This is a genomic window from Citrobacter sp. wls613 (assembly GCF_005281195.1).
Classification (GTDB): domain Bacteria; phylum Pseudomonadota; class Gammaproteobacteria; order Enterobacterales; family Enterobacteriaceae; genus Citrobacter; species Citrobacter gillenii.
The window spans coordinates 72,574-95,330 of sequence record NZ_SZXN01000055.1; the positions used below are offsets into that span (position 1 = coordinate 72,574).

Here is a 22,757-nt window from a genome sequence, read left to right on the forward strand (position 1 = left end):
GACATGATTAAATATCTACTACTCCCGGTAGCGCTATTGGCCCTGAGTTTTAATGCCAGCGCAAGCACAGAATGCCGCCTCTCACAGAGTGGCAAAAGTGGCACTATGGCGCTGAATGGCGGAGGGACAAACCCAATTTCATTTCACTATGTGAGCGACGACGTCTCAGGCTCCATCTATGAACTCACCTATTTTGATCCCTCGCTTGACCGTGATCTCTGGACCTATTGCAATAACGGAAAGGACGGCGTGGCATTTTATATGAATACCACCGAAGCCTCGAGGGTCAATATGACCGATGGCAGAGCGCTTTATCCTACCAATGTCGACGGTATTTACTATGCGGTAAAAATGTATAGCACCGGCGGAGGCGGCGGTTATTTTCCGTCGTCTAGTGGAGGCTCGTGGGTCATGGTCGACAGCGGTAGCATAGACTACTGGGACAGCAAGCAAATGAAAGCTACCGTAACGCTATATCAGGGTAGCGGGTTTGCTGGAAATGTTAACAACGTCAGCGCGATTACACCAAAAGATTCACGCACGCTGGGGCAAATTCGCATCGGCACCGCAGATTCTGATGATAACAACCCGTGGACCATCAACGTTACGCCGACCAGCTTTAGCGTGCCGGTTTACGCAGCAACCTGCACCGCGGTATCGGCCAATAACGGCACCAATAACGTTGATTTTGGCGAGATCATGATGTCATCGCTCAGAGATGGCTACTGGCCATATCAGAATTTTACGTTGCAGATGAAGTACTGTACCAACACCGTGTGGATGCGTTTTAAACTGACTTCAACGGCCAGCACCACCAATGGCACTGGTTATATGCTCCTCAAAAACACGCTGAGTGGCAGCAATGCGGCGAAAGGGATTGGCGTTTACGTGCAAACCAATGTGATAACTCGCGAGGGAGACGGAGGCTTTAAACCCGGAGCTGAAATCTGGAGTCCAATGACGAGCGTCGCGAATAGCCTCTCCCTCGACCTGCCTTTTTATGCACGTATTTACGAGCTCGATGATGGTAGTACAGTGACCGCCGGTGAATTTAAGGCCATTGGCACCTTCACCATCGACTACTTTTGATTTTACCCCTGCGGCTGGTTACTGATCAGCCGCGACATCGTCTCTAGCGAATCCGTTCTTAAAATATAAAGCCTTTTCAATAAGAACGGATTATCCCCCGGTTTCACCTTCCCTTTCACCGTCGTCACCGCTAAGTGAAACCCCGCCTCTCCTGCCGCTGTCACCGCCGTAGCGTTATAACTGCCAAAGGGGTATGAGAGGTACAGCACATGCGGATTAAACTGCGCCAGCGCGCGCCGCGAACGGGCAAAATCAAACAGGATATTATGGTGGCTACGACTCAGCAGGATCGGCCGACGGTAACCATCTACCCGATGTAAAAAATGGGTATGTGACTGAAAGTCAAACACATCCCTGATGCCATTCAATTCGGAGACGCTCATAAACTGCAGCGATTTTGGATCCCACTTTTGCGGATGCCGCTTAATGCGCGATGAGATAATAAACGCCGTTGCTTTCATACCGTATTGTTTCAACACCGGATACGCATAGCGGCTGACCGACTTCAGGCCATCGTCAAAGGTTACCACCACCGCGCGCGCGGGCAGATTAGCGCGGTTACGCACGTAGTCTTCTAACTGGTACATCGTCAGCGTGGTGTAGCCCATATCACGCAGCCAGGTCATCTGGTTGCTGAAAGCACGTACGGAAGTGGTCGTCGAGGTATGGCGAAAACGGGTGTTCTCTTCATCACGCAGAATGTGATGGTAAGTCAGCACCGGGATCCCATTATCGGTCTGAGCATCTAAGGCGCTGATGTAAGCCAGCCGGTCGCCAATACGGATTTGAAACCACGTCTGGTTCAGCCTGTCTTTCAGCTTGTTTATTATGGGATAGCGCAGATTGTCCGCCAGCACGCCAAACAGCGCACTCCCGGCGTCGGGGGCGTTATAAACCGGCGTATCTTTCCAGGTGATCAGGTTCTGATTGCTCAGGGGCTTATTGAGATCGCCCAGTCCATCTTCGACCTTCTGTCGCCCCTGAACGCGCTCCAGATGGCCTTTATCGATAAATCCCTTACCGAAGCCAAAGGTAAACGCGTAATAGTCTTCGCCACCGGGAATGACCGAGAGGATCTGGCCCGCACGAATATTCCCTACCGTCACCATTTTATTGCCAACCTGTGCCCAGACAGCAGCATCTTCAGTGGTTTGCATATAGCGTGCAGGCAACGCCGCAACCGCAAAACCAGAAAACAGGAACATCAGAATAAGCAGAGCACGCATAACCATATGGGATAACCGAGGCGAAAAACCTCGGTTATTGTAGCAAAAGCATCATCAATACCAATGCTTAATACTCATACAAATCATGCTTCAACACAAAGGGGGGATTTTTCTGTTGCTGATGCCACAGGCTGGTGACATCAGGACCGCCGAGGGAAACAATTTGATTGCGAAACGCCGCGCTGCTCATCGATTCTCGCGACAAAAGCATTCGCTCAAGCAATGGATACGTCACGCCTGAGATCACTTCACACTGGGAATGTTTATGGCTCATCAATGCCGCCGCGCGATAAGGCGCAGCACCTGGAATATCCGTCAGGAATATCACACCCTCGCCAGAATCGGTGTCATGCAGGGCATCGCACATCATCCGACTTAACATATTTGAACTCAGTCCACGCCAAAACCCTACCGCCCGGCATTGCGCCTGCGAGCCGAACTTTTTTTCCAGACGATGCAGCATATCCTGTGCCGTATCGTCATGACAGGTAATCACCCAACCTAACATTGCCTACCTCCTTAGCAGACAAGTAGTTTATCAGGGTGATAAATACATAACGGTGATAAACATCAAAAGTCTTCCTCTCCCGGTCCGGGAGAGGAAGAAAGAATCAGCTACGTAACCCACGTCCGCGTTGAATCAGATACCAGCAGAGTAAATAAAAGGCGGCAATAAACACCACCAGCACGCCAAAGGTCGTGACCAGCGGTACATCATGAATGCCGAGGAAACCGTAGCGGAAACCACTGATCATGTAGACAATCGGGTTCAGGTGCGACAGTCCCTGCCAGAACGGCGGCAGCAGCGTTAGCGAGTAGAACACGCCGCCCAGATAGGTCAGCGGTGTCAGCACAAAGGTCGGGATCAGGCTGATATCGTCAAAGGTTTTGGCAAAAACCGCGTTCAGCAATCCGGCCAGCGAGAACAGGATCGCCGTCAGCACCAGCGTAAGCGCCACAAAGACCCACGAATGTACCTGAAACGGCACAAAGAACAGGGAGATAGCGGTCACCAGAATACCTACGCACAGCCCGCGCGCCACACCACCACCGACAAAACCGGTAATAATGACGTGCGTCGGTACCGGCGCGACCAGCAGTTCTTCAATGTTGCGTTGAAACTTGGCGCTGAAAAATGACGACGCGACGTTGGCGTACGAATTGGTAATGACCGCCATCATAATCAGCCCCGGTACGATGAACTGCATATAGCTAAAGCCGTGCATTTCGCCGATGCGTGAGCCAATCAAATTACCGAAGATAATAAAATACAGCGTCATGGTAATGACCGGTGGGACCAGCGTCTGGATCCAGATCCGCATAAAACGGTGGATCTCTTTCGCCCAGATGCTTTTCAGTGCGACCCAGTAAAGCTGCATCATGTGCGATCTCCTTGTTTGTCATGCACCAGAGAAACAAACAGCTCCTCCAGTCGGTTCGCCTTGTTACGCATACTCAATACCTGAACGCCCTGGGCGCTCAGTTGGGAAAACACGCTGTTTACCCCCTGCTCTCTCAGCACTTCGACTTCCAGCGTGGAAGTATCAACCAGACGGTATTGATAGCCCTCCAGTTTGGGCAACGGGCTTTTCGCTGCTAAATCGAGAATAAAGGTCTCGGATTTCAGTTTGGAAAGCAGGTTTTTCATCGACGTATTCTCCACCAGCTCACCATGCTGAATAATACCGATATTACGGCACAGCATTTCCGCCTCTTCGAGGTAGTGGGTGGTCAGAATAATCGTCGTGCCTTTGTCGTTTAAATCTTTTAAAAATCCCCACATTGAACGACGCAGTTCGATATCAACGCCCGCCGTCGGTTCATCGAGGATCAGTAGCTTCGGCTCATGCATCAAGGCACGGGCGATCATCAAACGTCGCTTCATACCGCCGGACAACATACGCGCCCGTTCGTTACGTTTTTCCCACAGATCGAGCTGTTTTAGATAAATTTCGCTGCGTTTTACCGCCTCTTTATACTCAACGCCGTAATAGCCCGCCTGGTTCACCACGATCTGCTGCACGGTTTCAAACGGGTTAAAGTTAAACTCCTGCGGCACGAGCCCAAGCTGGCGTTTAGCGTTAACCGTATCTTTTTCAAGATCGTAGCCAAAGACGCTCACCCGCCCTGAGGATTTATTCACCAGCGAGCTGATAATCCCGATGGTGGTGGACTTTCCTGCGCCGTTAGGACCTAAAAGCGCATAAAAATCACCCGCTTCGACTTGCAAATCTATGCCGCGTAGCGCCTGAACGCCACCGGGATAAGTCTTTTTAAGTTGTTGAAGTTCCAGAGCAATGGTCATGGTTTTTTACTTACCTTACATTCTAATACTTGATATTTGGTTTTAATAAATCAGGAGTTACCCTATATTAGCGCAACGCAATTTACTGGGTTACAGCCTCCATGAAAGACATAGATACACTTATCAGCAACAATGCACTATGGTCAAAGATGCTGATAGAAGAGGACCCCGGATTTTTTGAAACGCTGACGCATGCGCAGAATCCGCGCTTTCTATGGATTGGATGCTCCGATAGCCGCGTTCCCGCGGAACGTTTAACCGGTCTTGAACCAGGCGAATTATTTGTTCACCGTAATGTTGCCAATCTGGTAATTCATACCGATCTGAACTGCCTCTCAGTGGTTCAGTATGCGGTTGATGTGCTGGAAGTGGAACACATTATTATTTGTGGGCACTACGGTTGCGGTGGCGTACAGGCCGCCATTGAAAATACAGAATTGGGACTGATTGATAACTGGTTGCTGCATATCCGCGATATCTGGTTTAAACACAGCTCACTGCTCGGGGAAATGCCGCCGGAGCGTCGTATTGATACACTGTGCGAGCTGAATGTCATGGAGCAGGTCTACAACCTGGGCCACTCCACCATCATGCGTTCAGCCTGGAAGCGTGGTCAGAAGGTCACTATTCACGGATGGGCCTACGGTATTCATGATGGCCTACTTCGCGATCTGGACGTGACCGCCACCAGCCGTGAATCCCTGGAACAGCGCTACCGACAGGGGCTGTCGAACCTCAGCCAAAAGCACAGTAACCATAAGTAACGCAACATTGCCGGGGGGCGGCTACGCCTTACCCGGCCTACAAAACGCTCACCATCAGGCACGTTCGCAGTTTTACTCGTCCAGCAGTACCACTTTGCCAACATACGGCAGATGGCGATAACGCTGGGCGTAGTCAATGCCATAACCGACAACAAACTCATCCGGAATGGAAAAGCCGATAAATTCGACTGGAACATTCACTTCACGACGGGAGGGTTTGTCCAGCAGCGTACAAATAGCCAGAGATTTCGGCTCGCGCAGGCTGAGGATTTCACGCACTTTTGACAGCGTGTTACCGGAGTCGATGATATCTTCGACAATCAGTACATCTTTACCACGAATGTCTTCATCCAGGTCTTTGAGGATTTTAACATCACGGGTAGTCGACATGCCGCTGCCGTAGCTTGAGGCAGTCATGAAGTCGACTTCGTGGGAGACATGCACTTCACGGCACAGGTCTGCCATAAACATAAATGAGCCGCGTAACAGACCAACCAGCACCATGTCACTGCCGCTGTCCTTGTAACGTTCGTTAATCTGACGCCCGAGTTCAGCAATGCGCGCTTTGATCTCCGCTTCCGGGATCATGACTTCTACAGTATGTTTCATATCTCTAACCATATGATTTAAAAACAAATCACTCAATGCTCACTCTTAATAAGACAGCATCTAAGCGCAAGGTACGAAGTATACCAGTAAAAGCCTTTATTCGCGGCATCTGTTGTCCTATGACGGTATCTTTACCCCACATCAGAACAGAGAACATGGGTCTTCCCTGGCCGCCCTGGGCAAGACTCAATAAAAATACCCGCTATTTACTGCGGGTATTTTATTGCTCTCAGATTTTTGACAACAATCACTTATCAAATTTAAGCGACATTAACGATGCTTTCGCCACATCCTGATATTGTTCAACCAAATCTTTGGTCATATTAAAAGCGACCTGCACGGCTTTATCTTTTTCCGACGTTACCAGCATCATATTTAGGATTTCGGTATCCGGCGCCTGGGAGCGGAAGGTAATCAGCCAGGCTTTATGCCCATCCACGGTCACGGCTTCCGCCTGCGGTTTGAAGTTAGTCAGCATTTTTAGCATCGCATCTTTCGCTTGATCCAACTGTGATGCGGGCAACGCGCTGCGCCCGGCGGTCATCCCTAAAGAGGCCTTGCCACGCTCGTCGCCATAAATAACCTGCGGACGATTTTCCGAAGGGTATTTAATTTTCGCCATTTCGTCGGACATTGGCGTCAGCGTTTGCGGAATTTCGATACTCAAATTGAGCTGCGGGATATTCTGGCGTTGCATTTTCATTTCGGCATGCGCTGAAATCGCCACCATCATGACAAAAGATGCGGTGAGTACCTTGCGGAAAAGATCCATTCTAACCTCATGATTTATTATTAATCATATCAGTATATCCGCCGCGCTAATGAATGAAACGGTAAATGCCCATTTTAAGAACATCCTGTTTTACCGGATGGCAAAAATGCCATCCGGTCATTTTGTTACACGGTAAAGCCGAGCATCATGCCGGTGTCTTCATGCTCTAACAGATGGCAGTGCGCCATATAGGCATGCTCTTTCGGTGCATCGTGATCAAACTTCACTAACACTTCGCTGACGCCGCCTTCAACACGAACAGTATCCTTCCAGCCCGCACGATGCGCGGCCGGTGCTTTACCGTTCTCAGACAGAATGCGGAATTGGGTGCCGTGAATATGGAACGGATGCAGCATCATGTCGCCCTGCCCGGAAATCACCCAGCGTTCGTGCTGACCTTTCGTCGCGGCAAACATCGGTTTATTCATATCAAATGCCTGGCCATTAATGCGGTTGGCATTATGGAAATCGAACGTCCCGCCGTGGTCCATGCTGCCCATATTGCCGTGATTCATATTACCGTGATTCATGTTGCCATGATTCATTTTACCGTGGCCCATCTCGCCATTATTCATATGCCCCATCATCTGCCCATGCCCCATGCCTGCCATGGCCTGGTCGCCATATTTCTGCATCAGCATCTGCATGCCCATCATGTCGAGCATCGGGTCCATAGACAGCTGCAGCCTGCGCACCGTCAGTCCTTCCAGTGAAGGCAAGGCTGGCAGGGTGGTCAACGTGTCTGGCAGCGTACCGGAAGCGGTGATACGCAATGGCTGGATGCGCATCACCGGATGCGGCTTATCAAAGGGCGCAATCGCCATCCCCATCTGGCTCACCGGCAGCGTGACCAGATCAAAAGCTTTGCCATCGCTGATATCCACCAGCACTTCAAACCGTTCGCCCATCAGCATGGGCAGCTCGGAGACTTTCACCGGCTCTGCCAACAGTCCGCCGTCGCTGGCAATGACGTACAGTGGACGGTTGTCGCTGGCCGCCACGTTAAGTGAGCGGGCGTTACAGCCATTCAGCAAACGCAGACGCAGCCAACCGCGCGGCGCGGCATGCTGCGGATACATCGCCCCGTTAGTCAGCAGCGTATCGCCAAACCACCCGACGGCGGCGGTCATCATATCCAGCTGATAGTTAATTTGTCCGTCTGCGGAGAACTGTTTGTCCTGAATAATCACCGGAACATCATCAATGCCCCACTGTTTCGGCAACAGCAGTTTGTGGATGTCCTCATCTTCAATCAGCACCAGTCCGGCCAGCCCCATCGCCACCTGACGACCGGTTTTGCCGTGCTGATGTGGGTGGAACCAGCAGGTCGCTGCCCGTTGTTCGGGCGTGAAGGTCACAGAACGTTTCCCGCCCGCCTGAATAACCCCTTGCGGTCCGCCATCGACGTCGCCGGGAATTTCCAGGCCGTGCCAGTGCAGCGTCGTCTCTTCGGCCAGCTGATTATGGATATCAACGGTGACCGCTTTACCTTTCTGCAGTTTCAGCGCCGGTCCCAGTAAATTACCGTTATATCCCCAGGTGGTCGCGGTTTTACCGGCAAAGGTCGACTGCCCGGCTTGAACGATCAACTGTATACGATCGGCAGCATCTGTCGTTAACAGGTCAGGGATAGGTAAAGCAGGACGCTCAGCAGCGAAAACCGAACGGCTCCAGAGAGGTAACGCTGACGCGACGCCCAGCGCCACGGAGTACTTTAAAAAGTCACGACGTTGCATAATCACTTCCTTATATTCAGCAGCTTAAGCAGGCTATCTTTTAAGCATAAGCCTTCCCCTTACGGGAAGGTCAAGTGAACCGCTGATAATAAAGGTCGTCGCTTCGCTCGCAGTGTGCTAACGTTTAAATTCCGTGATGCAGTGGTAGAAGCAATGAAGACGTTTTTCAGAACAATTTTGTTCGGCAGCCTGATGGCCGTATGCGCAAACAGCTACGCGCTCAGCGAGTCCGAAGCCGAAGATATGGCCGATTTAACGGCAGTGTTTGTCTTTCTGAAAAATGACTGTGGATACCAGAATTTGCCCAATGGGCAGATCCGTCGCGCACTGGTCTTTTTTGCCCAGCAGAACCAGTGGGACCTCAGTAATTACGACACCTTCGACATGAAATCACTCGGTGAAGACAGCTACCGCGATTTAAGCGGTATCGGGATCCCGGTTGCCAAAAAGTGCAAAGCGCTGGCGCGTGACTCCCTGAGCCTGTTGGCCTACGTTAAATAATGTGATGCCGGATGGCGTTGACCGGCAGCGTCAGCAAAACCGACTTCACCGCGTTATCCCCCTGTGTCACCCGTAGTACCGCTTCGCCCAACTGTCGCCCGACCTCTTCGTGATCGACGGTAAACAGGCAGGCGGACGACATCACCCGTGACGAAAAGTCGCTGCTCGCCGTGGCGCACAGCATCGACTTTTCATCCAGACCGCAATCAGGCAATCCAGCCAGATAATGGCAGGCGCCCATCAGCAGAAAGTCGTTAATAAAAATAATAAAGTCAGGCTTTGCATTTTGCTGCATAAACTTCTGCATGGCCTCCTCACCAGATGACTCAGCAACGGCACCAAAGAAAATCAGCCCGTCGTTCGGCGTTTGTACACTTTCACGCATTTCCTCCAGACAGCCGTCAAGAAACTGCAGCCCATGCATGCTGTCAGCACCTAGCGTCGCAACAGCAATACGCTTTGCCCCCTGACGCAGCGCAAAACGCACGCACTGCCGCCCCATCTCTTCATGGTGGAAATCGACCCAGTTAAAATGCCCTTTCAGCACCCGACTTTGTCCCATCGTGACGAAAGGAAACCGTCGATCGTTCAGCAATAAAATCCGCTCATCATCAATACGCGTATCCGTCAGGATGACCGCATCCGCACGGTTTTGCTCAATGATTTTTTGCAACAGTTGCTGCTCCCCCTGCCGATCTGTGGTGATGTGGATGACAGGATCGATACCGCTGGCTTTCAAGCTGGACTGTAGCCCTCTGGCAATACGCATAAAAAATGATGCGGTATGAACGTTGCCACCGTCTGCGGCAGGCAGCAGCAGCGCCACGGCCCCCACCTTACCGCTGCGCAGATGCCGGGCGGAAGCATTCGGCCGATAGCCCAGTTTTTCCGCCGCCTCCAGCACTTTTTTCCGCGTATGGTTACTGATATCGCTTTTGTTATTCAACGCCTTCGAGACCGTCGCCGTAGAAAGATTCAGAAACTCAGCAAGTTCTTTAATATTCATTTTTCCGCATGGACTAAATTGCTTCAGACAAGGATATTTCTGCAATCTAAACCATTAATTTCCCGATGACAATAAAAAATCATTTTAACACAACATGATTATGTTGAAGAGATCACAATTACGTAGGAAAAGCCATTGCTATCGTTATTTTTCAGATCTAGCATAAAATAATACGAAATCGATTAAGTATTTTTTTAAGACACCTACAAACAAAACTAACAAAGGTAATCCCTATGCAATTAGATAGCCCGCTTCCTGTTGCGGCATCCGTCAATAAAACACGGCCACAGGTGATTTGGATTTGTCTGTTAGCGGCTCTCGCCGGTTTGTTATTCGGCCTGGATATTGGCGTCATCTCCGGCGCACTCCCGCTTATCGCCAAAGAATATCATCTACTTGATAACCAACAAGAATGGATCGTCAGCTCAATGATGGTCGGTGCCGCAGCTGCAACCCTGTGCAGCGGCTTTCTGGCGTATCGATTAGGGCGTAAATATGCCCTGCTCATTGCCGCTGGCTCATTCTGTATCGGTGCCATTATCTGTACCTGTGCCGTCAGCGCGGATATGTTGATCGCCGGTCGCTTAATTCTCGGTGTTGGCCTCGGCGTCGCCTCTTACGCAACGCCGCTTTATCTTTCTGAAATCACGCCAAAAAATATCCGCGGTGCGATGATTTCCGCTTATCAGTTAATGATTGCTCTCGGAATTTTAATCGTCTTTCTGACCAATACCGCCTTCAGCTACAGCGGCAACTGGCGTGGAATGCTGCTGGTTGTGGCTATCCCATCACTGGTTTTCCTGTTTGGCGCTTTGTTCCTGCCTCGTAGCCCACGCTGGCTGATGATGCATGGCAGAGAAGAGGATGCCAGAGCCGTATTGCTGCGCCTGCGCAACAGCCGCGAAGAGGTTGAAAGCGAGCTGCAGGAAATTAAAGAACAGCTTAAAGTTAAACAACACGGCTGGCATTTATTTAAAGAAAATAAACACTTTCGCCGTAGTGTCGGATTAGGGATCGTCCTGCAAGTCATGCAACAGTTCTCCGGCGTCAATGTGATGATGTACTACGCGCCGCGTATCTTCCACGAAATTGGCTTTAGTTCTACAGCAGACCAAATGTGGGGAACGGTAATCGTTGGCCTGGTGATGACGGTGGCGACCTTTATCGCCGTCGGTTTTGTCGACCGTTGGGGACGTAAGCCTATGCTGTATGTTGGTTTTATCACCATGGGCATTGCGATGAGCGTGGTAGGCTCACTACTGGGTGGTGATGCGTTATCGGTGATGGAGAAAGGCGTCACCGTGGCGATGCTGCTACTGTTTATCGTCGGTTTTTCTATGTCAGCAGGCCCGCTAATCTGGTTATTATGCTCCGAAATTCAGCCATTAAAAGGGCGTGAATTTGGCATTACCTGTTCCACATTTACCTGCCATATCGCCGGGATGATTGTCAGTGCAACCTTCCTGTCGCTACTCAATACATTAGGTAGCGCCCACACGTTCTATCTATATGCCTTATTAAACCTTACTGCCATTATCATTATTTATTTCTTTGTTCCTGAAACAAAAAACATTTCACTAGAAAAAATTGAACAGAATCTAATGGCAGGAAAAAAATTACGCAACATTGGCCGATGATAAAATGGAGTATCGGACATGAGTTTTATAGAATTTACTGAAGATAATTTGTATATTTCTTTTTCGCTTAATGAAAAACAGCAAATTTATATTAGCCGGTTTTCAACAACCAGAGATTGCGCGGTGCACGGGGAGTTTCCGCTGGTACAGGTACATGCCAGCGGCTACAACCAAAACGATCACCATGCCCGCAAACATACCGGCAGCGAGCCGGGTTCATCGTTACGCTACCAGTCCCATTGTTTTAGCGAAAATGAGCGGGGAAAGAAGCTTGAAATCAGCCTTAACGGTGATGCGATAGCCGTAAGCTGGCACCTTCAGCATTTTCGCGACACGCGTACGGTGCGAGTCTGGTGCGAGGTACGCAATGATTCCCCTGAGCACCTCGGACTGGAATATGTCAGCTCCTTAACGCTGTTTGCCATCAATAGCCAGCAATGGGAAAAAACAGCACTTCTGCACTTGCCGCATAATAACTGGTACGGCGAGGCACAGTGGAAGAGTCGCTCACTGCCGGACCTCGGACTGGATAAAGTGAACCATTTTTCACTCGATCGTCTCTCGGTTGAGAGTACCGGAACCTGGTCCAGCATTGGCTATTTGCCCTGCGCCGCTTTTGAGGATACCGCAGCTGGCACCACGCTACTATGGCAGATTGAACACAGCGGCTCATGGCAGTGGGAAATTGGCGATTTCCGCGACCATCTCTATTTGCAAGTCAGCGGCCCCACCGAGAATGAAAGTCATTGGTGGAAAAATCTCGCTCCGGGAGAAACCTTTACTTCCGTACCGGTCGCCGTTGCGCTGGTTCAGGGAGGGTTGCAAGAAGCGCTACGGGAAATTACCCGTTATCGACGAAAAATACTACGCCCGTCGGCGGATAACCAGTGGCTCCCGGTGATATTCAATGACTATATGAACTGTCTTTCCGGCGATCCAACCACCGCGAAGCTGCTGCCACTCATTGACGCCGCCGCAAATGCGGGATGTGAGTACTTTTGTATCGACTGCGGCTGGTACTCTGATGGTGAATGGTGGGACGGGGTCGGCGAATGGCTTCCCGCACCAACACGCTTTCCCGGAGGGATCCGTGAACCGCTCGATTATATTACCGCCAAAGGCATGAAATCGGGGTTGTGGCTGGAACTGGAAGTGATGGGGATTGCCTGCCCGCTGGCGCAATCCTTACCTGATGCGTGTTTTTTCCTGCGCCACGGCAAACGGGTTATTGACCATCAGCGCTATCAGCTGGATTTTCGCCATCCTTTAGTGCTGGAGCATGCCGATCGGGTTATTTCCCGTCTGGTCGAGGAATATGGCATCAGCTATATCAAAATGGATTACAACATTAATGCGGGTATCGGGACAGAGTACGCAGCCGACAGCCCCGGCGACGGATTGCTACAGCACAATAGGGCTTATCTTAGCTGGCTGAAAAACATCATGGCTCGCTACCCGCAACTGGTGATTGAAAACTGCGGCAGTGGCGGCTTGCGCATGGACTATGCGCTTTTGCAGCAGCACAGCATTCAATCCGTTACCGATCAGACCGACTATCGCTTAATGGCCTCGATTGCCGCCGCTGCGGCCTCGGCGGTAACGCCTGAACAAGCCGCCATTTGGTCTTATCCCTTACGTGAAGGCGACCGTGAAGAAGTGGTGATGAACATGGTGAATAGCCTGCTGCTGCGGGTTCATCAAAGCGGGCATCTGGCGGAACTGAGCGAAGAGCGTTTCGAACTGGTTCAGGAAGGGATCGCACTGTATAAATCGTTTCGCCAGCAGATCCCTCACCTCGAGCCGTTCTGGCCTCTTGGCATGCCCTCTTTCGCGTCACCGTGGCTGGCATTTGGTCTGCGTAACGAAAATGAAGCCTGGCTGGCGGTCTGGCGTATGGAAAGTGAGCAGAGTTCAATCACGCTACCACTCGGTGGCGTCACGCAGGCAAGTTGCGTTTACCCGCACTTCGCCAAAGTGCTCTGTCAGCCAACGATCAACAAACATGAATTAATGATTTCACTACCGGAGAAACTGACCGCCAGATTGTTTCATCTCACTTTTGCCCACTAAATGAAAACCGCCTCCCGACAGGGAGGCAGTCATTATTTCTGCTGAACAAATTCGCGGTATGCCGCCACTACCTGAAGGAAATCTTCGACGCCGCACAGAGACAAACTCTCTTCGTCGTAGTAGTTCATCCCTTCTTCCATTTCGTCGCCCGTAAACTCCAGTTGATTGGCACGCACCATGACTTCTTCGCCATCCAGCCAGAGCGTGTACTCATGCCCTGCCCGCTGCCAGGAACGCTCACTGCCTTTTACCGCACGCGCTGCCTGTTCCACTTCATCCAGTAAGGCCAGGTTCTCTTTCACTTCTTCATTAAACCAGTGCCCTACCACTTCGTGGCCCATGGACATTCGCACTTTTACCACTCCGGTAATATCGCGCAGAAATTCGTAATCCATAATGTGTTCCTCTGCTCCCGGCAGTGCGCCAATACCGCACTGCACCTTGCTGTAATTATCGCAGCAGCGCGGCAGAAAAAAAGCGTAACGGGTATAAGGAATAGAAATAAAAATGCCCGAAGAAGCTGACCTCTCCGGGCATTGATGCGTTTTTGCGCAAAATCCGCTAGCGAATTATACCGCCGTCTGGAAAATCACGCTGTCCGCTTTCTCGGTGTACTGAGAGAGCTGGTCAAAGTTCAGATAACGGTAGGTATCCACGGCGGTTTTATCCACCTGGGCAACATAGGTCTGATACTCTTCCGCCGTTGGCAGCTTGCCAATCAGCGCCGCCACGGCCGCCAGTTCCGCAGACGCCAGATAGACGTTCGCGCCGGTACCTAAACGGTTCGGGAAGTTACGCGTTGACGTTGACACTACGGTCGCACCGTCGGCCACACGCGCCTGGTTCCCCATGCACAGTGAACAGCCCGGGATCTCAATACGCGCCCCGCTCTTACCAAAGACGCTGTAATAGCCCTCTTCGGTCAGCTGTGCGGCATCCATACGGGTTGGCGGTGCCACCCACAGACGGGTCGGCAGCTGGCCTTTATGCGCATCCAGCAGCTTACCTGCGGCACGGAAGTGACCAATGTTGGTCATGCAGGAACCGATGAACACTTCGTCGATCTTCTCACCCTGCACGTCAGACAGCAGACGCGCGTCGTCAGGATCGTTCGGCGCACACAGGATTGGCTCTTTGATATCCGCCAGATCGATGTCGATCACTGCCGCATAGTCTGCGTCAGCGTCGGCTTCCAGCAGCTGTGGATCCGCCAGCCATTTTTCCATGCCCTGGATACGACGTTCCAGCGTACGACGGTCACCGTAACCTTCTGCGATCATCCACTTCAGCAGGACGATGTTAGATGTCAGGTACTCAACGATCGGCTCTTTGTTCAGCTTAATCGTACAGCCAGCAGCAGAACGCTCAGCGGACGCATCGGTCAGTTCAAATGCCTGCTCGACTTTCAGATCCGGCAGGCCTTCGATTTCCAGGATGCGGCCGGAGAAGATGTTTTTCTTACCTTTCTTCTCAACGGTCAGCAGGCCCTGCTTGATCGCGTACAGCGGGATCGCATGGACCAGATCGCGCAGGGTGATACCCGGCTGCATTTTGCCTTTGAAGCGCACCAGCACTGACTCCGGCATATCCAGCGGCATCACGCCGGTTGCAGCGGCAAACGCTACCAGACCAGAACCCGCCGGGAAGGAAATACCGATCGGGAAACGGGTATGCGAGTCACCACCGGTACCGACGGTATCCGGCAGCAGCATGCGGTTCAGCCACGAGTGAATAACACCATCGCCCGGACGCAGCGAGACGCCGCCACGGTTCATGATGAAGTCAGGCAGAGTGTGGTGCGTGGTCACGTCAACCGGCTTCGGATAGGCGGCGGTATGACAGAACGACTGCATCACCAGGTCTGCGGAGAAGCCCAGGCACGCCAGGTCTTTCAGTTCATCACGGGTCATTGGACCGGTGGTGTCCTGAGAACCTACAGAGGTCATTTTCGGTTCGCAGTAAGCCCCCGGACGAATACCGGTAACACCGCAGGCACGCCCGACCATTTTCTGTGCCAGCGAGTAGCCGCGGTTGCTTTCCGCCACGTCTTTCGCCTGACGGAATACGTCACTGTGCGGCAGACCCAGCGCTTCACGCGCTTTGGTGGTCAGGCCACGACCGATGATCAGCGGAATACGGCCACCGGAGCGTACTTCGTCAATCAGCACATCGGTTTTCAGCTCAAAGGTCGCCAGCAGTTCATTGGTTTCATGGTTACGCACTTCACCTTTGAGTGGGTAAACGTCAATCACGTCGCCCATGTTCAGGTTGTTTACGTCCACTTCAATCGGCAGCGCGCCTGCATCTTCCATGGTGTTGAAGAAGATTGGCGCAATTTTACCACCGAGGCACAGACCACCGCCGCGCTTGTTCGGCACGTTCGGGATGTCATCGCCCATGAACCACAGTACGGAGTTGGTCGCAGATTTACGTGAAGAACCGGTGCCGACAACGTCGCCAACGTAGGCCAGTGGGTAGCCTTTCTTCTGCAGTTCTTCAATCTGTTTGATCGGACCAACGGCACCCGGTTGATCTGGCTCAATGCCTTCGCGGGCGTTTTTCAACATCGCCAGCGCGTGCAGCGGGATATCCGGACGCGACCATGCATCCGGAGCCGGAGACAGGTCGTCGGTATTGGTTTCGCCGGTCACTTTGAACACGGTAACGGTCATTTTCTCAGCGAGTGCTGGACGGTTCAGGAACCATTCGGCATCGGCCCAGGACTGCATTACCTGCTTCGCGTAGGCGTTGCCCGCTTTGGCTTTTTCTTCTACGTCATAGAAGTTATCGAACATCAGCAGCGTATGGGACAGTGCTTTAGCGGCAATCGGCGCCAGTTTCGCATCGTCCAGCGCGTCAATCAGCGGATGAATGTTGTATCCGCCTTGCATGGTGCCCAGCAGTTCAATGGCTTTCTCTGGTGTCACCAGCGGGGACATAGTGTCGCCTTTCGCGACGGCAGCAAGAAAACCCGCTTTAACATAAGCGGCTTCATCTACGCCAGGAGGAACGCGGTTGATCAACAGGTCTAACAGGAATTCTTCTTCGCCCACAGGCGGGGTCTTCAGCAGCTCGACAAGTGCGGCCATTTGGGTTGCGTCTAACGGTTTTGGCACAATCCCTAAGGCGGCACGCTCAGCTACGTGCTTACGGTATTCTTCTAGCACGACGGTATCTCCTCGCTCTCATTGTCATATGCGGTAGGCGATTCTCTTCACGCTCCTGTGAGACAGCAGTTTGTAGGGTAAATGCCCGGTACCGCATAAGGCACAATAACAGGATTTTCACTAAGTGTTAATCCGTTTACAAAAAAGCAACATAAAAAATTGGCTGAATCGTTAAGAATGGTATAGCAAGGAGGCGAGGCAAATTTGTGTCCCCTCCCACTCTCTTAAAGCGATTGATTTAAAACGGCGGCATCAGAATATTTCTACGCGTTTTCAGGCATCAGATATAATTGTGTAATAAATGTTCACACTCTTTTTCCGGACATACCGGGCGGTTACCCAATAAAAGTCAAAACTGTAAAACACGGGTGAATAATACTCGCGGCAACAGAAACGCCTTACGGCACAGCGCTTGTCTCGTTGGAGTCATTTTATGAAGTTGCCCTTTAAGCCACATCTGCTCGTCCTTCTGTGCAGTGCCGGGCTGTTTGCCGCCTCTGGCGTGATGTTCGTCAAAAGCCGCACAACGGAACCCGTTGCACCGGCCCCTGTCGCACAACAACCTTCAGCACCTGCTCCAGCGCCCGTAGCTGCACCTGCCGTGCAATCCGCGCCTGCTGTCGCACCAACATACACTGCCGCACAAATCGATCAGTGGGTTGCGCCAGTCGCGCTGTACCCGGATGCATTGCTGTCGCAAATTTTGATGGCGGCGACCTACCAGGCCAACGTTATCCAGGCCGCGCAGTGGTCTAAAGACAATCCTAAAATGCAGGGTGACGCCGCTATTCAGGCCGTTGCCGGACAGCCCTGGGACCCTAGCGTAAAATCACTGGTCGCGTTTCCTCAGTTGATGTCACTGTTAGGTGAAAATCCGCCGTGGGTACAAAGCCTGGGTGATGCTTTCCTCGCGCAGCCGCAAGACGTGATGGATTCGGTTCAACGCCTGCGCGCACTGGCGCAGCAAACCGGGGCATTACAATCAACGCCTCAGCAGACGGTTACCACCGTAACAAAGCCTGCACCGACGAAAACCGACACCAGTCAGTCGACAACCCATACCACGACCACCACCACAACAAGCCCAACGGTTATTAAAATTGAATCCGCCGATCCGCAGGTGGTTTACGTTCCGACCTATAACCCGAATACGGTGTACGGCACCTGGCCAAATACCGCCTATCCTCCCACCTATCTGCCGCCATCCCCCGGTGAGCAATTTGGCAGCAGCTTCGTTAACGGTTTAGGCTTCAGTCTGGGGGTAGCGACAACCTATGCCATCTTCAGCAACATCGACTGGGATGACGACGACGACTGGGACCACCACCATAATAATGATGACTGGGATAATCATGGCGGTTATAACCGCAACGGCGATAACAACATCAATATCAACGTTGATAACTTTAATAAAATCAGTGGTCAACGGCTGACTGACGCCAACCGTACCTGGCAGCATAACCCGGCCTATCGTGAGGGTGTGCCCTATGCGAATAACCAGCTCAATAACCGCTTCCACGCCACAAACACGGCAACCGGGCTCAGTGCGACCCAGCAAAACCCGCAAAGAGCGGTCAACCGCGATAGCCAGCGTCAGGCAGCCATGAGTCAGATGGAGAAATCGACGGGTAAAACGCTTTCTCAGACCGCGCGTCCGGGAACGAAAGATGCTCAGCGCCAGGCATCAAATCAACAGTTGAAGCAGATTTCTCAGCGCAACAACTACCGTGGCTACGACACAAAACCACAAACCGCGAAACGGACAAGCACGCAACAACGAGAGACTCGCCAGACGACCGCGCAGAGACAGGAGAAACGGGTTTCGCAACCTGCACAGCAACGCAACGTGCAACAGCGGAATACTCAACAGCGCACCAGTCAGCCGCGCGCCAATGCGCTGAGCGGTAACGATAGTCGCTCAGGCAGCTGGCAAGCACAGCAGCAGCGAGGCGCTCAGAGCAGGGAAATATCCCGCAACCAACCATCGCGCCAGGCATCCGGCGGGCGCGCTGAACACCGTGAACTCCGTCATCGTTAAGGGAACCGACATGAAAATGAAATTACTCAGTGGAATGGTGTTGTTCATGGTTTCGGCCACCGCGATGGCACAGCAATCTTTCAGTACACCAGACCAGGCAACCGACGCACTGGCAAGCGCGATCGGTGAACAAAATGAAAGTGCGATGAACAACCTGCTTGGAGAAGACTGGCGCGATTTTCTGCCGCCAGAAGGTGTCGATCCTGATGCCGTTGATCGCTTCCTGCGTGACTGGAAGGTCCATCATAATACCGTCGTCGAGGGCAATACCGCGCACCTTGTTGTCGGGGACAGCGGCTGGCAGTTGCCAATCCCGGTGATCAAAACCACATCCGGCTGGCAATTTGATATGCAGCAAGCCGCCGAAGAGATCCAGACTCGCGAAATTGGCCGCAACGAACTCGCCGCCATCGAGGCATTACACGCCTATGTGGATGCTCAGCAGAGCTATTTTGCGATGAACCAGAAGTATGCGCAGAAGGTTGTCAGCACGGAAGGGAAAAAGGATGGCCTGTACTGGCCCGTTGCACCAGGCGAAGCGCCAAGCCCTCTGGGACCGGCCTTCAGCCCGCAAGAGCCTGGCACGGGTTATCACGGTTATCGTTTCCGCATCCTTCCCGACAAAACCAGCGGCTTTGCGATGGTGGCCTGGCCCGTCAGCTACGGTCATACGGGCGTGATGAGCTTTATGATTAACGGCGATGACACCGTCTACCAGGCAGATCTTGGTGAAGCATCACAAGAAAAAGCGCAGGCGCTGACCACCTTCGCCCCGGATAAAAACTGGCAACCCGTCACGCAGTAAAACCGAGTAAACCGTAGGCCGGGTCAGCGCGAGTGCTACCCGGCAGGTTATCTGAGATTACAGGTCGTTACAGGCAAAAAAAACGCCTCCGAAGAGGCGTTTCTTACAAAGTCAGAAGATTACTTCTTCTTCGCTTTCGGGTTCGGCAGGTCGGTAATGCTACCTTCAAAGATTTCTGCCGCCAGGCCCACGGACTCGTGCAGAGTCGGGTGTGCGTGGATGGTCAGCGCGATGTCTTCCGCATCACAACCCATTTCGATCGCCAGACCGATTTCGCCCAGCAGCTCGCCGCCGTTGGTACCGACAATCGCACCACCGATAACACGGTGAGATTCTTTGTCGAAAATCAGTTTAGTCATACCGTCTGCACAGTCAGAAGCGATAGCACGGCCAGAAGCAGCCCACGGGAAGGTGGCGGTTTCGTAGCTGATGCCTTTTTCTTTCGCTTCTTTCTCGGTCAGACCGACCCAGGCAACTTCTGGTTCGGTGTAGGCAATGGACGGAATCACTTTCGGATCGAAGTAGTGTTTCTTACCAGCGATAACTTCAGCGGCAACGTGGCCTTCATGAACACCTTTGTGCGCCAGCATCGGCTGACCGACGATATCGCCGATAGCAAAGATGTGCGGTACGTTGGTACGCAGCTGTTTGTCCACGCGGATAAAGCCACGGTCATCAACTTCAACGCCCGCTTTGCCTGCATCGAGGTTTTTACCGTTCGGTACACGACCAATAGCAACCAGTACGGCGTCGTAACGCTGTGCTTCAGCAGGTGCTTTTTTGCCTTCCATGGAAACGTAAATACCGTCTTCTTTCGCTTCAACGGCAGTCACTTTGGTTTCCAGCATCAGGTTGAATTTCTTGCTGATACGTTTGGTGAAGACTTTTACCACGTCTTTATCGGCAGCAGGGATAACCTGGTCGAACATTTCAACCACGTCAATCTCTGAACCCAGCGCATGGTAAACGGTCCCCATTTCCAGACCGATGATACCGCCACCCATAACCAGCAGGCGTTTTGGTACGGTTTTCAGTTCCAGTGCGTCGGTGGAGTCCCACACACGCGGGTCTTCGTGCGGAATAAATGGCAGTTCAATCGGACGGGAACCCGCCGCGATGATAGCGTTGTCGAAGTTGATCACGGTTTTACCGTTTTCGCCTTCAACTTCCAGGGTGTTAGCCCCAGTAAATTTACCCAGACCGTTTACCACTTTCACTTTACGGCCTTTAGCCATACCAGCCAGACCGCCGGTCAGTTGAGTGATAACTTTTTCTTTCCAGGTACGAATCTTGTCGATATCGGTTTTCGGCTCACCGAAGACGATACCGTGATCGGCCAGTGCTTTCGCTTCTTCGATAACTTTTGCTACGTGCAACAGCGCTTTAGAAGGGATACAGCCGACGTTCAGACAAACACCACCAAGGGTGCTGTAACGTTCTACGATGACGGTCTCCAGACCTAAATCTGCGCAACGGAAGGCAGCAGAGTAACCTGCCGGGCCTGCCCCAAGTACCACGACTTGAGTTTTGATTTCAGTGCTCATCATGACCTCTTAATTTATACCCGTCGTCCACCGGGTCGTTCTATCCGCCGGTATTTTACAAAATTGTTAACAATTTTGAAACAACAAACGGCAACCGATTTGTCTTTCGCACAATAACCTCACTGACTTCATGAGATTACCAGAAAAAAGCCGGCCGTCGGGCCGGCTTTTTCGCTTACATCACCAGACGGCGAATGTCAGACAGCGTGTTGTTGATGATGGTAATGAAACGAGCACCATCAGCACCGTCAATCACGCGGTGGTCAAAGGAGAGAGAAATCGGCATCATCAGACGCGGAGTAAACTCTTTACCATTCCACACCGGTTCAATAGCCGACTTGGACACGCCAAGGATAGCCACTTCAGGCGCGTTCACAATCGGTGCGAAGTGGGTAGTCCCCAGGCCGCCGATGCTGGAGATAGTGAAGCAACCGCCCTGCATTTCGCCAGCCGTCAGCTTACCATCACGCGCTTTCTTAGAGATCACCGTCAGTTCACGAGACAGCTCGGTAATGCTCTTCTTGTTCACATCTTTAAAGACCGGAACAACCAGACCATTTGGCGTATCGACCGCAACACCGATGTTGATGTATTTCTTCAGCGTCAGCTTCTGACCATCTTCGGACAGGGAGCTGTTGAAGCGTGGCATCTGCTCAAGAGCCGCTGCGACCGCTTTCATGATGAAGACTACCGGGGTGAATTTCACATCCAGTTTACGCTTCTCAGCTTCGGCGTTCTGCTGTTTACGGAACGCTTCCAGATCGGTGATATCGGTTTTATCGAAGTGGGTAACGTGCGGGATCATCACCCAGTTACGGCTCAGGTTAGCGCCAGAGATTTTCTGGATGCGACCCAGTTCCACTTCTTCGATTTCACCAAACTTGCTGAAGTCCACTTTCGGCCAAGGCAGCATGCCCGGGATACCGCCGCCAGCCGCAGCTGCCGGTGCAGATTCAGCGCGTTTAACCGCGTCTTTCACGTAAGCCTGAACGTCTTCGCGCAGGATACGACCTTTACGGCCAGACCCTTTCACTTTCGCCAGGTTCACACCGAACTCGCGCGCCAGGCGACGAATCAGCGGCGTTGCATGGACGTAAGCGTCGTTTTCTGCGAAGTCAGATTTGCCTTCAGCTTTTGCGGCCTGAGCCGGAGCTGCGGCAGGTGCAGGTGCTGCGGCCTGAGCCGGAGCAGCCGCTTGCGCAGGGGCAGCAGCCGGTGCCGCGCCTTCAACTTCGAAGACCATAATCAGAGAACCGGTTTTCACTTTATCGCCGGTGCTGATTTTGATTTCTTTCACGGTACCCGCGAACGGTGCCGGGACTTCCATCGACGCTTTGTCACCTTCAACGGTGATCAGTGACTGCTCAGCGGCAATTTTATCGCCCACTTTGACCATCACTTCAGTGACTTCAACTTCGTCACCACCGATGTCCGGTACGTTAACTTCTTTAGAGCCAGACGCTGCCGGAGCCGCTGCGGCTGCCGGTG

General features: G+C 52.3%; 19 protein-coding genes. 7 read left to right on the forward strand and 12 right to left on the reverse strand.

Annotation, left to right across the window (positions count from 1 at the left end):
• The first annotated feature begins 3 nt into the window (after positions 1–3).
• Positions 4–1,089 carry a fimbrial protein gene (locus FDX01_RS09825; protein ID WP_137399700.1) on the forward strand — a complete coding sequence of 362 codons (1,086 nt, stop codon included), beginning with the start codon at positions 4–6 and terminating at the stop codon, positions 1,087–1,089.
• Between the two features lie 2 nt (positions 1,090–1,091).
• Here FDX01_RS09825 and FDX01_RS09830 read toward each other — a convergent pair whose 3' ends face one another.
• From FDX01_RS09830 to FDX01_RS09845, 4 genes are all read right to left on the reverse strand, one after another.
• Positions 1,092–2,321, reverse strand: a complete 1,230-nt coding sequence (locus FDX01_RS09830; RefSeq protein ID WP_137399701.1) for a polysaccharide deacetylase family protein — start codon at positions 2,319–2,321, stop codon at positions 1,092–1,094.
• Positions 2,322–2,382: 61 nt separating this feature from the next.
• Positions 2,383–2,823 (reverse strand): PTS sugar transporter subunit IIA, encoded by a 441-nt coding sequence (locus FDX01_RS09835; RefSeq protein ID WP_115259434.1) that lies wholly within the window; start codon positions 2,821–2,823, stop codon positions 2,383–2,385.
• A gap of 103 nt (positions 2,824–2,926) precedes the next feature.
• Positions 2,927–3,697: an ABC transporter permease gene (locus FDX01_RS09840; protein WP_137399702.1), complete on the reverse strand. Its 771-nt coding sequence runs from the start codon at positions 3,695–3,697 to the stop codon at positions 2,927–2,929.
• A complete protein-coding gene (locus FDX01_RS09845) occupies positions 3,694–4,620 on the reverse strand; it encodes an ABC transporter ATP-binding protein (RefSeq protein ID WP_096758269.1) in 927 nt (308 codons plus the stop codon). The genes FDX01_RS09840 and FDX01_RS09845 overlap by 4 nt, the downstream gene beginning before the upstream one ends.
• Before the next feature lie 101 nt (positions 4,621–4,721).
• On the opposite strand from FDX01_RS09845, the gene can reads away from it, so the two are divergent.
• Positions 4,722–5,384: a carbonate dehydratase gene (can, locus tag FDX01_RS09850; RefSeq protein WP_096758270.1), complete on the forward strand. Its 663-nt coding sequence runs from the start codon at positions 4,722–4,724 to the stop codon at positions 5,382–5,384.
• 72 nt (positions 5,385–5,456) lie between these two features.
• Here can and hpt read toward each other — a convergent pair whose 3' ends face one another.
• From hpt to cueO, 3 genes are all read right to left on the reverse strand, one after another.
• Positions 5,457–5,993 carry a hypoxanthine phosphoribosyltransferase gene (gene hpt, locus FDX01_RS09855; RefSeq protein ID WP_003018658.1) on the reverse strand — a complete coding sequence of 179 codons (537 nt, stop codon included), beginning with the start codon at positions 5,991–5,993 and terminating at the stop codon, positions 5,457–5,459.
• A gap of 247 nt (positions 5,994–6,240) precedes the next feature.
• The gene (locus FDX01_RS09860) at positions 6,241–6,765 is read right to left on the reverse strand and encodes a hypothetical protein (protein ID WP_096758271.1); all 525 of its coding nucleotides are present in this window, start codon (positions 6,763–6,765) and stop codon (positions 6,241–6,243) included.
• Between the two features lie 125 nt (positions 6,766–6,890).
• Positions 6,891–8,501, reverse strand: a complete 1,611-nt coding sequence (gene cueO / locus FDX01_RS09865) for a multicopper oxidase CueO (RefSeq protein WP_117342305.1) — start codon at positions 8,499–8,501, stop codon at positions 6,891–6,893.
• 153 nt (positions 8,502–8,654) lie between these two features.
• Here cueO and FDX01_RS09870 point away from each other — a divergent pair, with 153 nt between their 5' ends.
• Complete coding sequence (locus FDX01_RS09870; RefSeq protein WP_096758273.1) at positions 8,655–9,002, forward strand: YacC family pilotin-like protein; 348 nt, start codon at positions 8,655–8,657, stop codon at positions 9,000–9,002.
• Here FDX01_RS09870 and FDX01_RS09875 read toward each other — a convergent pair.
• Positions 8,995–10,008 (reverse strand): LacI family DNA-binding transcriptional regulator, encoded by a 1,014-nt coding sequence (locus FDX01_RS09875; protein ID WP_137399703.1) that lies wholly within the window; start codon positions 10,006–10,008, stop codon positions 8,995–8,997. The genes FDX01_RS09870 and FDX01_RS09875 overlap by 8 nt on opposite strands.
• Positions 10,009–10,241: 233 nt before the next feature.
• Here FDX01_RS09875 and FDX01_RS09880 point away from each other — a divergent pair, with 233 nt between their 5' ends.
• Together FDX01_RS09880 and FDX01_RS09885 are read left to right on the forward strand one after the other, a co-directional pair.
• Complete coding sequence (locus FDX01_RS09880) at positions 10,242–11,645, forward strand: sugar porter family MFS transporter (RefSeq protein ID WP_115259438.1); 1,404 nt, start codon at positions 10,242–10,244, stop codon at positions 11,643–11,645.
• Between the two features lie 18 nt (positions 11,646–11,663).
• Positions 11,664–13,715, forward strand: coding sequence for a glycoside hydrolase family 36 protein (locus tag FDX01_RS09885; protein WP_170974772.1), 2,052 nt, complete (start codon positions 11,664–11,666; stop codon positions 13,713–13,715).
• Positions 13,716–13,747: 32 nt separating this feature from the next.
• On the opposite strand, the gene yacL is transcribed toward FDX01_RS09885, so the two are convergent.
• Together yacL and acnB are read right to left on the reverse strand one after the other, a co-directional pair.
• Positions 13,748–14,110 (reverse strand): protein YacL, encoded by a 363-nt coding sequence (gene yacL / locus FDX01_RS09890; protein ID WP_096758276.1) that lies wholly within the window; start codon positions 14,108–14,110, stop codon positions 13,748–13,750.
• 174 nt (positions 14,111–14,284) lie between these two features.
• On the reverse strand, positions 14,285–16,882 hold the full coding sequence (acnB, locus tag FDX01_RS09895; RefSeq protein WP_137399704.1) for a bifunctional aconitate hydratase 2/2-methylisocitrate dehydratase: 2,598 nt from the start codon (positions 16,880–16,882) through the stop codon (positions 14,285–14,287).
• 433 nt (positions 16,883–17,315) lie between these two features.
• On the opposite strand from acnB, the gene FDX01_RS09900 reads away from it, so the two are divergent.
• On the forward strand, positions 17,316–18,920 hold the full coding sequence (locus FDX01_RS09900) for a DUF3300 domain-containing protein (RefSeq protein WP_137399705.1): 1,605 nt from the start codon (positions 17,316–17,318) through the stop codon (positions 18,918–18,920).
• 10 nt (positions 18,921–18,930) lie between these two features.
• Positions 18,931–19,725, forward strand: coding sequence for a DUF2950 family protein (locus FDX01_RS09905; RefSeq protein WP_137399706.1), 795 nt, complete (start codon positions 18,931–18,933; stop codon positions 19,723–19,725).
• Positions 19,726–19,844: 119 nt separating this feature from the next.
• On the opposite strand, the gene lpdA is transcribed toward FDX01_RS09905, so the two are convergent.
• Together lpdA and aceF are read right to left on the reverse strand one after the other, a co-directional pair.
• Positions 19,845–21,269 (reverse strand): dihydrolipoyl dehydrogenase, encoded by a 1,425-nt coding sequence (gene lpdA, locus FDX01_RS09910; RefSeq protein ID WP_096758280.1) that lies wholly within the window; start codon positions 21,267–21,269, stop codon positions 19,845–19,847.
• Positions 21,270–21,444: 175 nt separating this feature from the next.
• The coding region (aceF, locus tag FDX01_RS09915; RefSeq protein WP_249360930.1) for a pyruvate dehydrogenase complex dihydrolipoyllysine-residue acetyltransferase at positions 21,445–22,757 on the reverse strand (1,313 nt) is incomplete at its 5' end.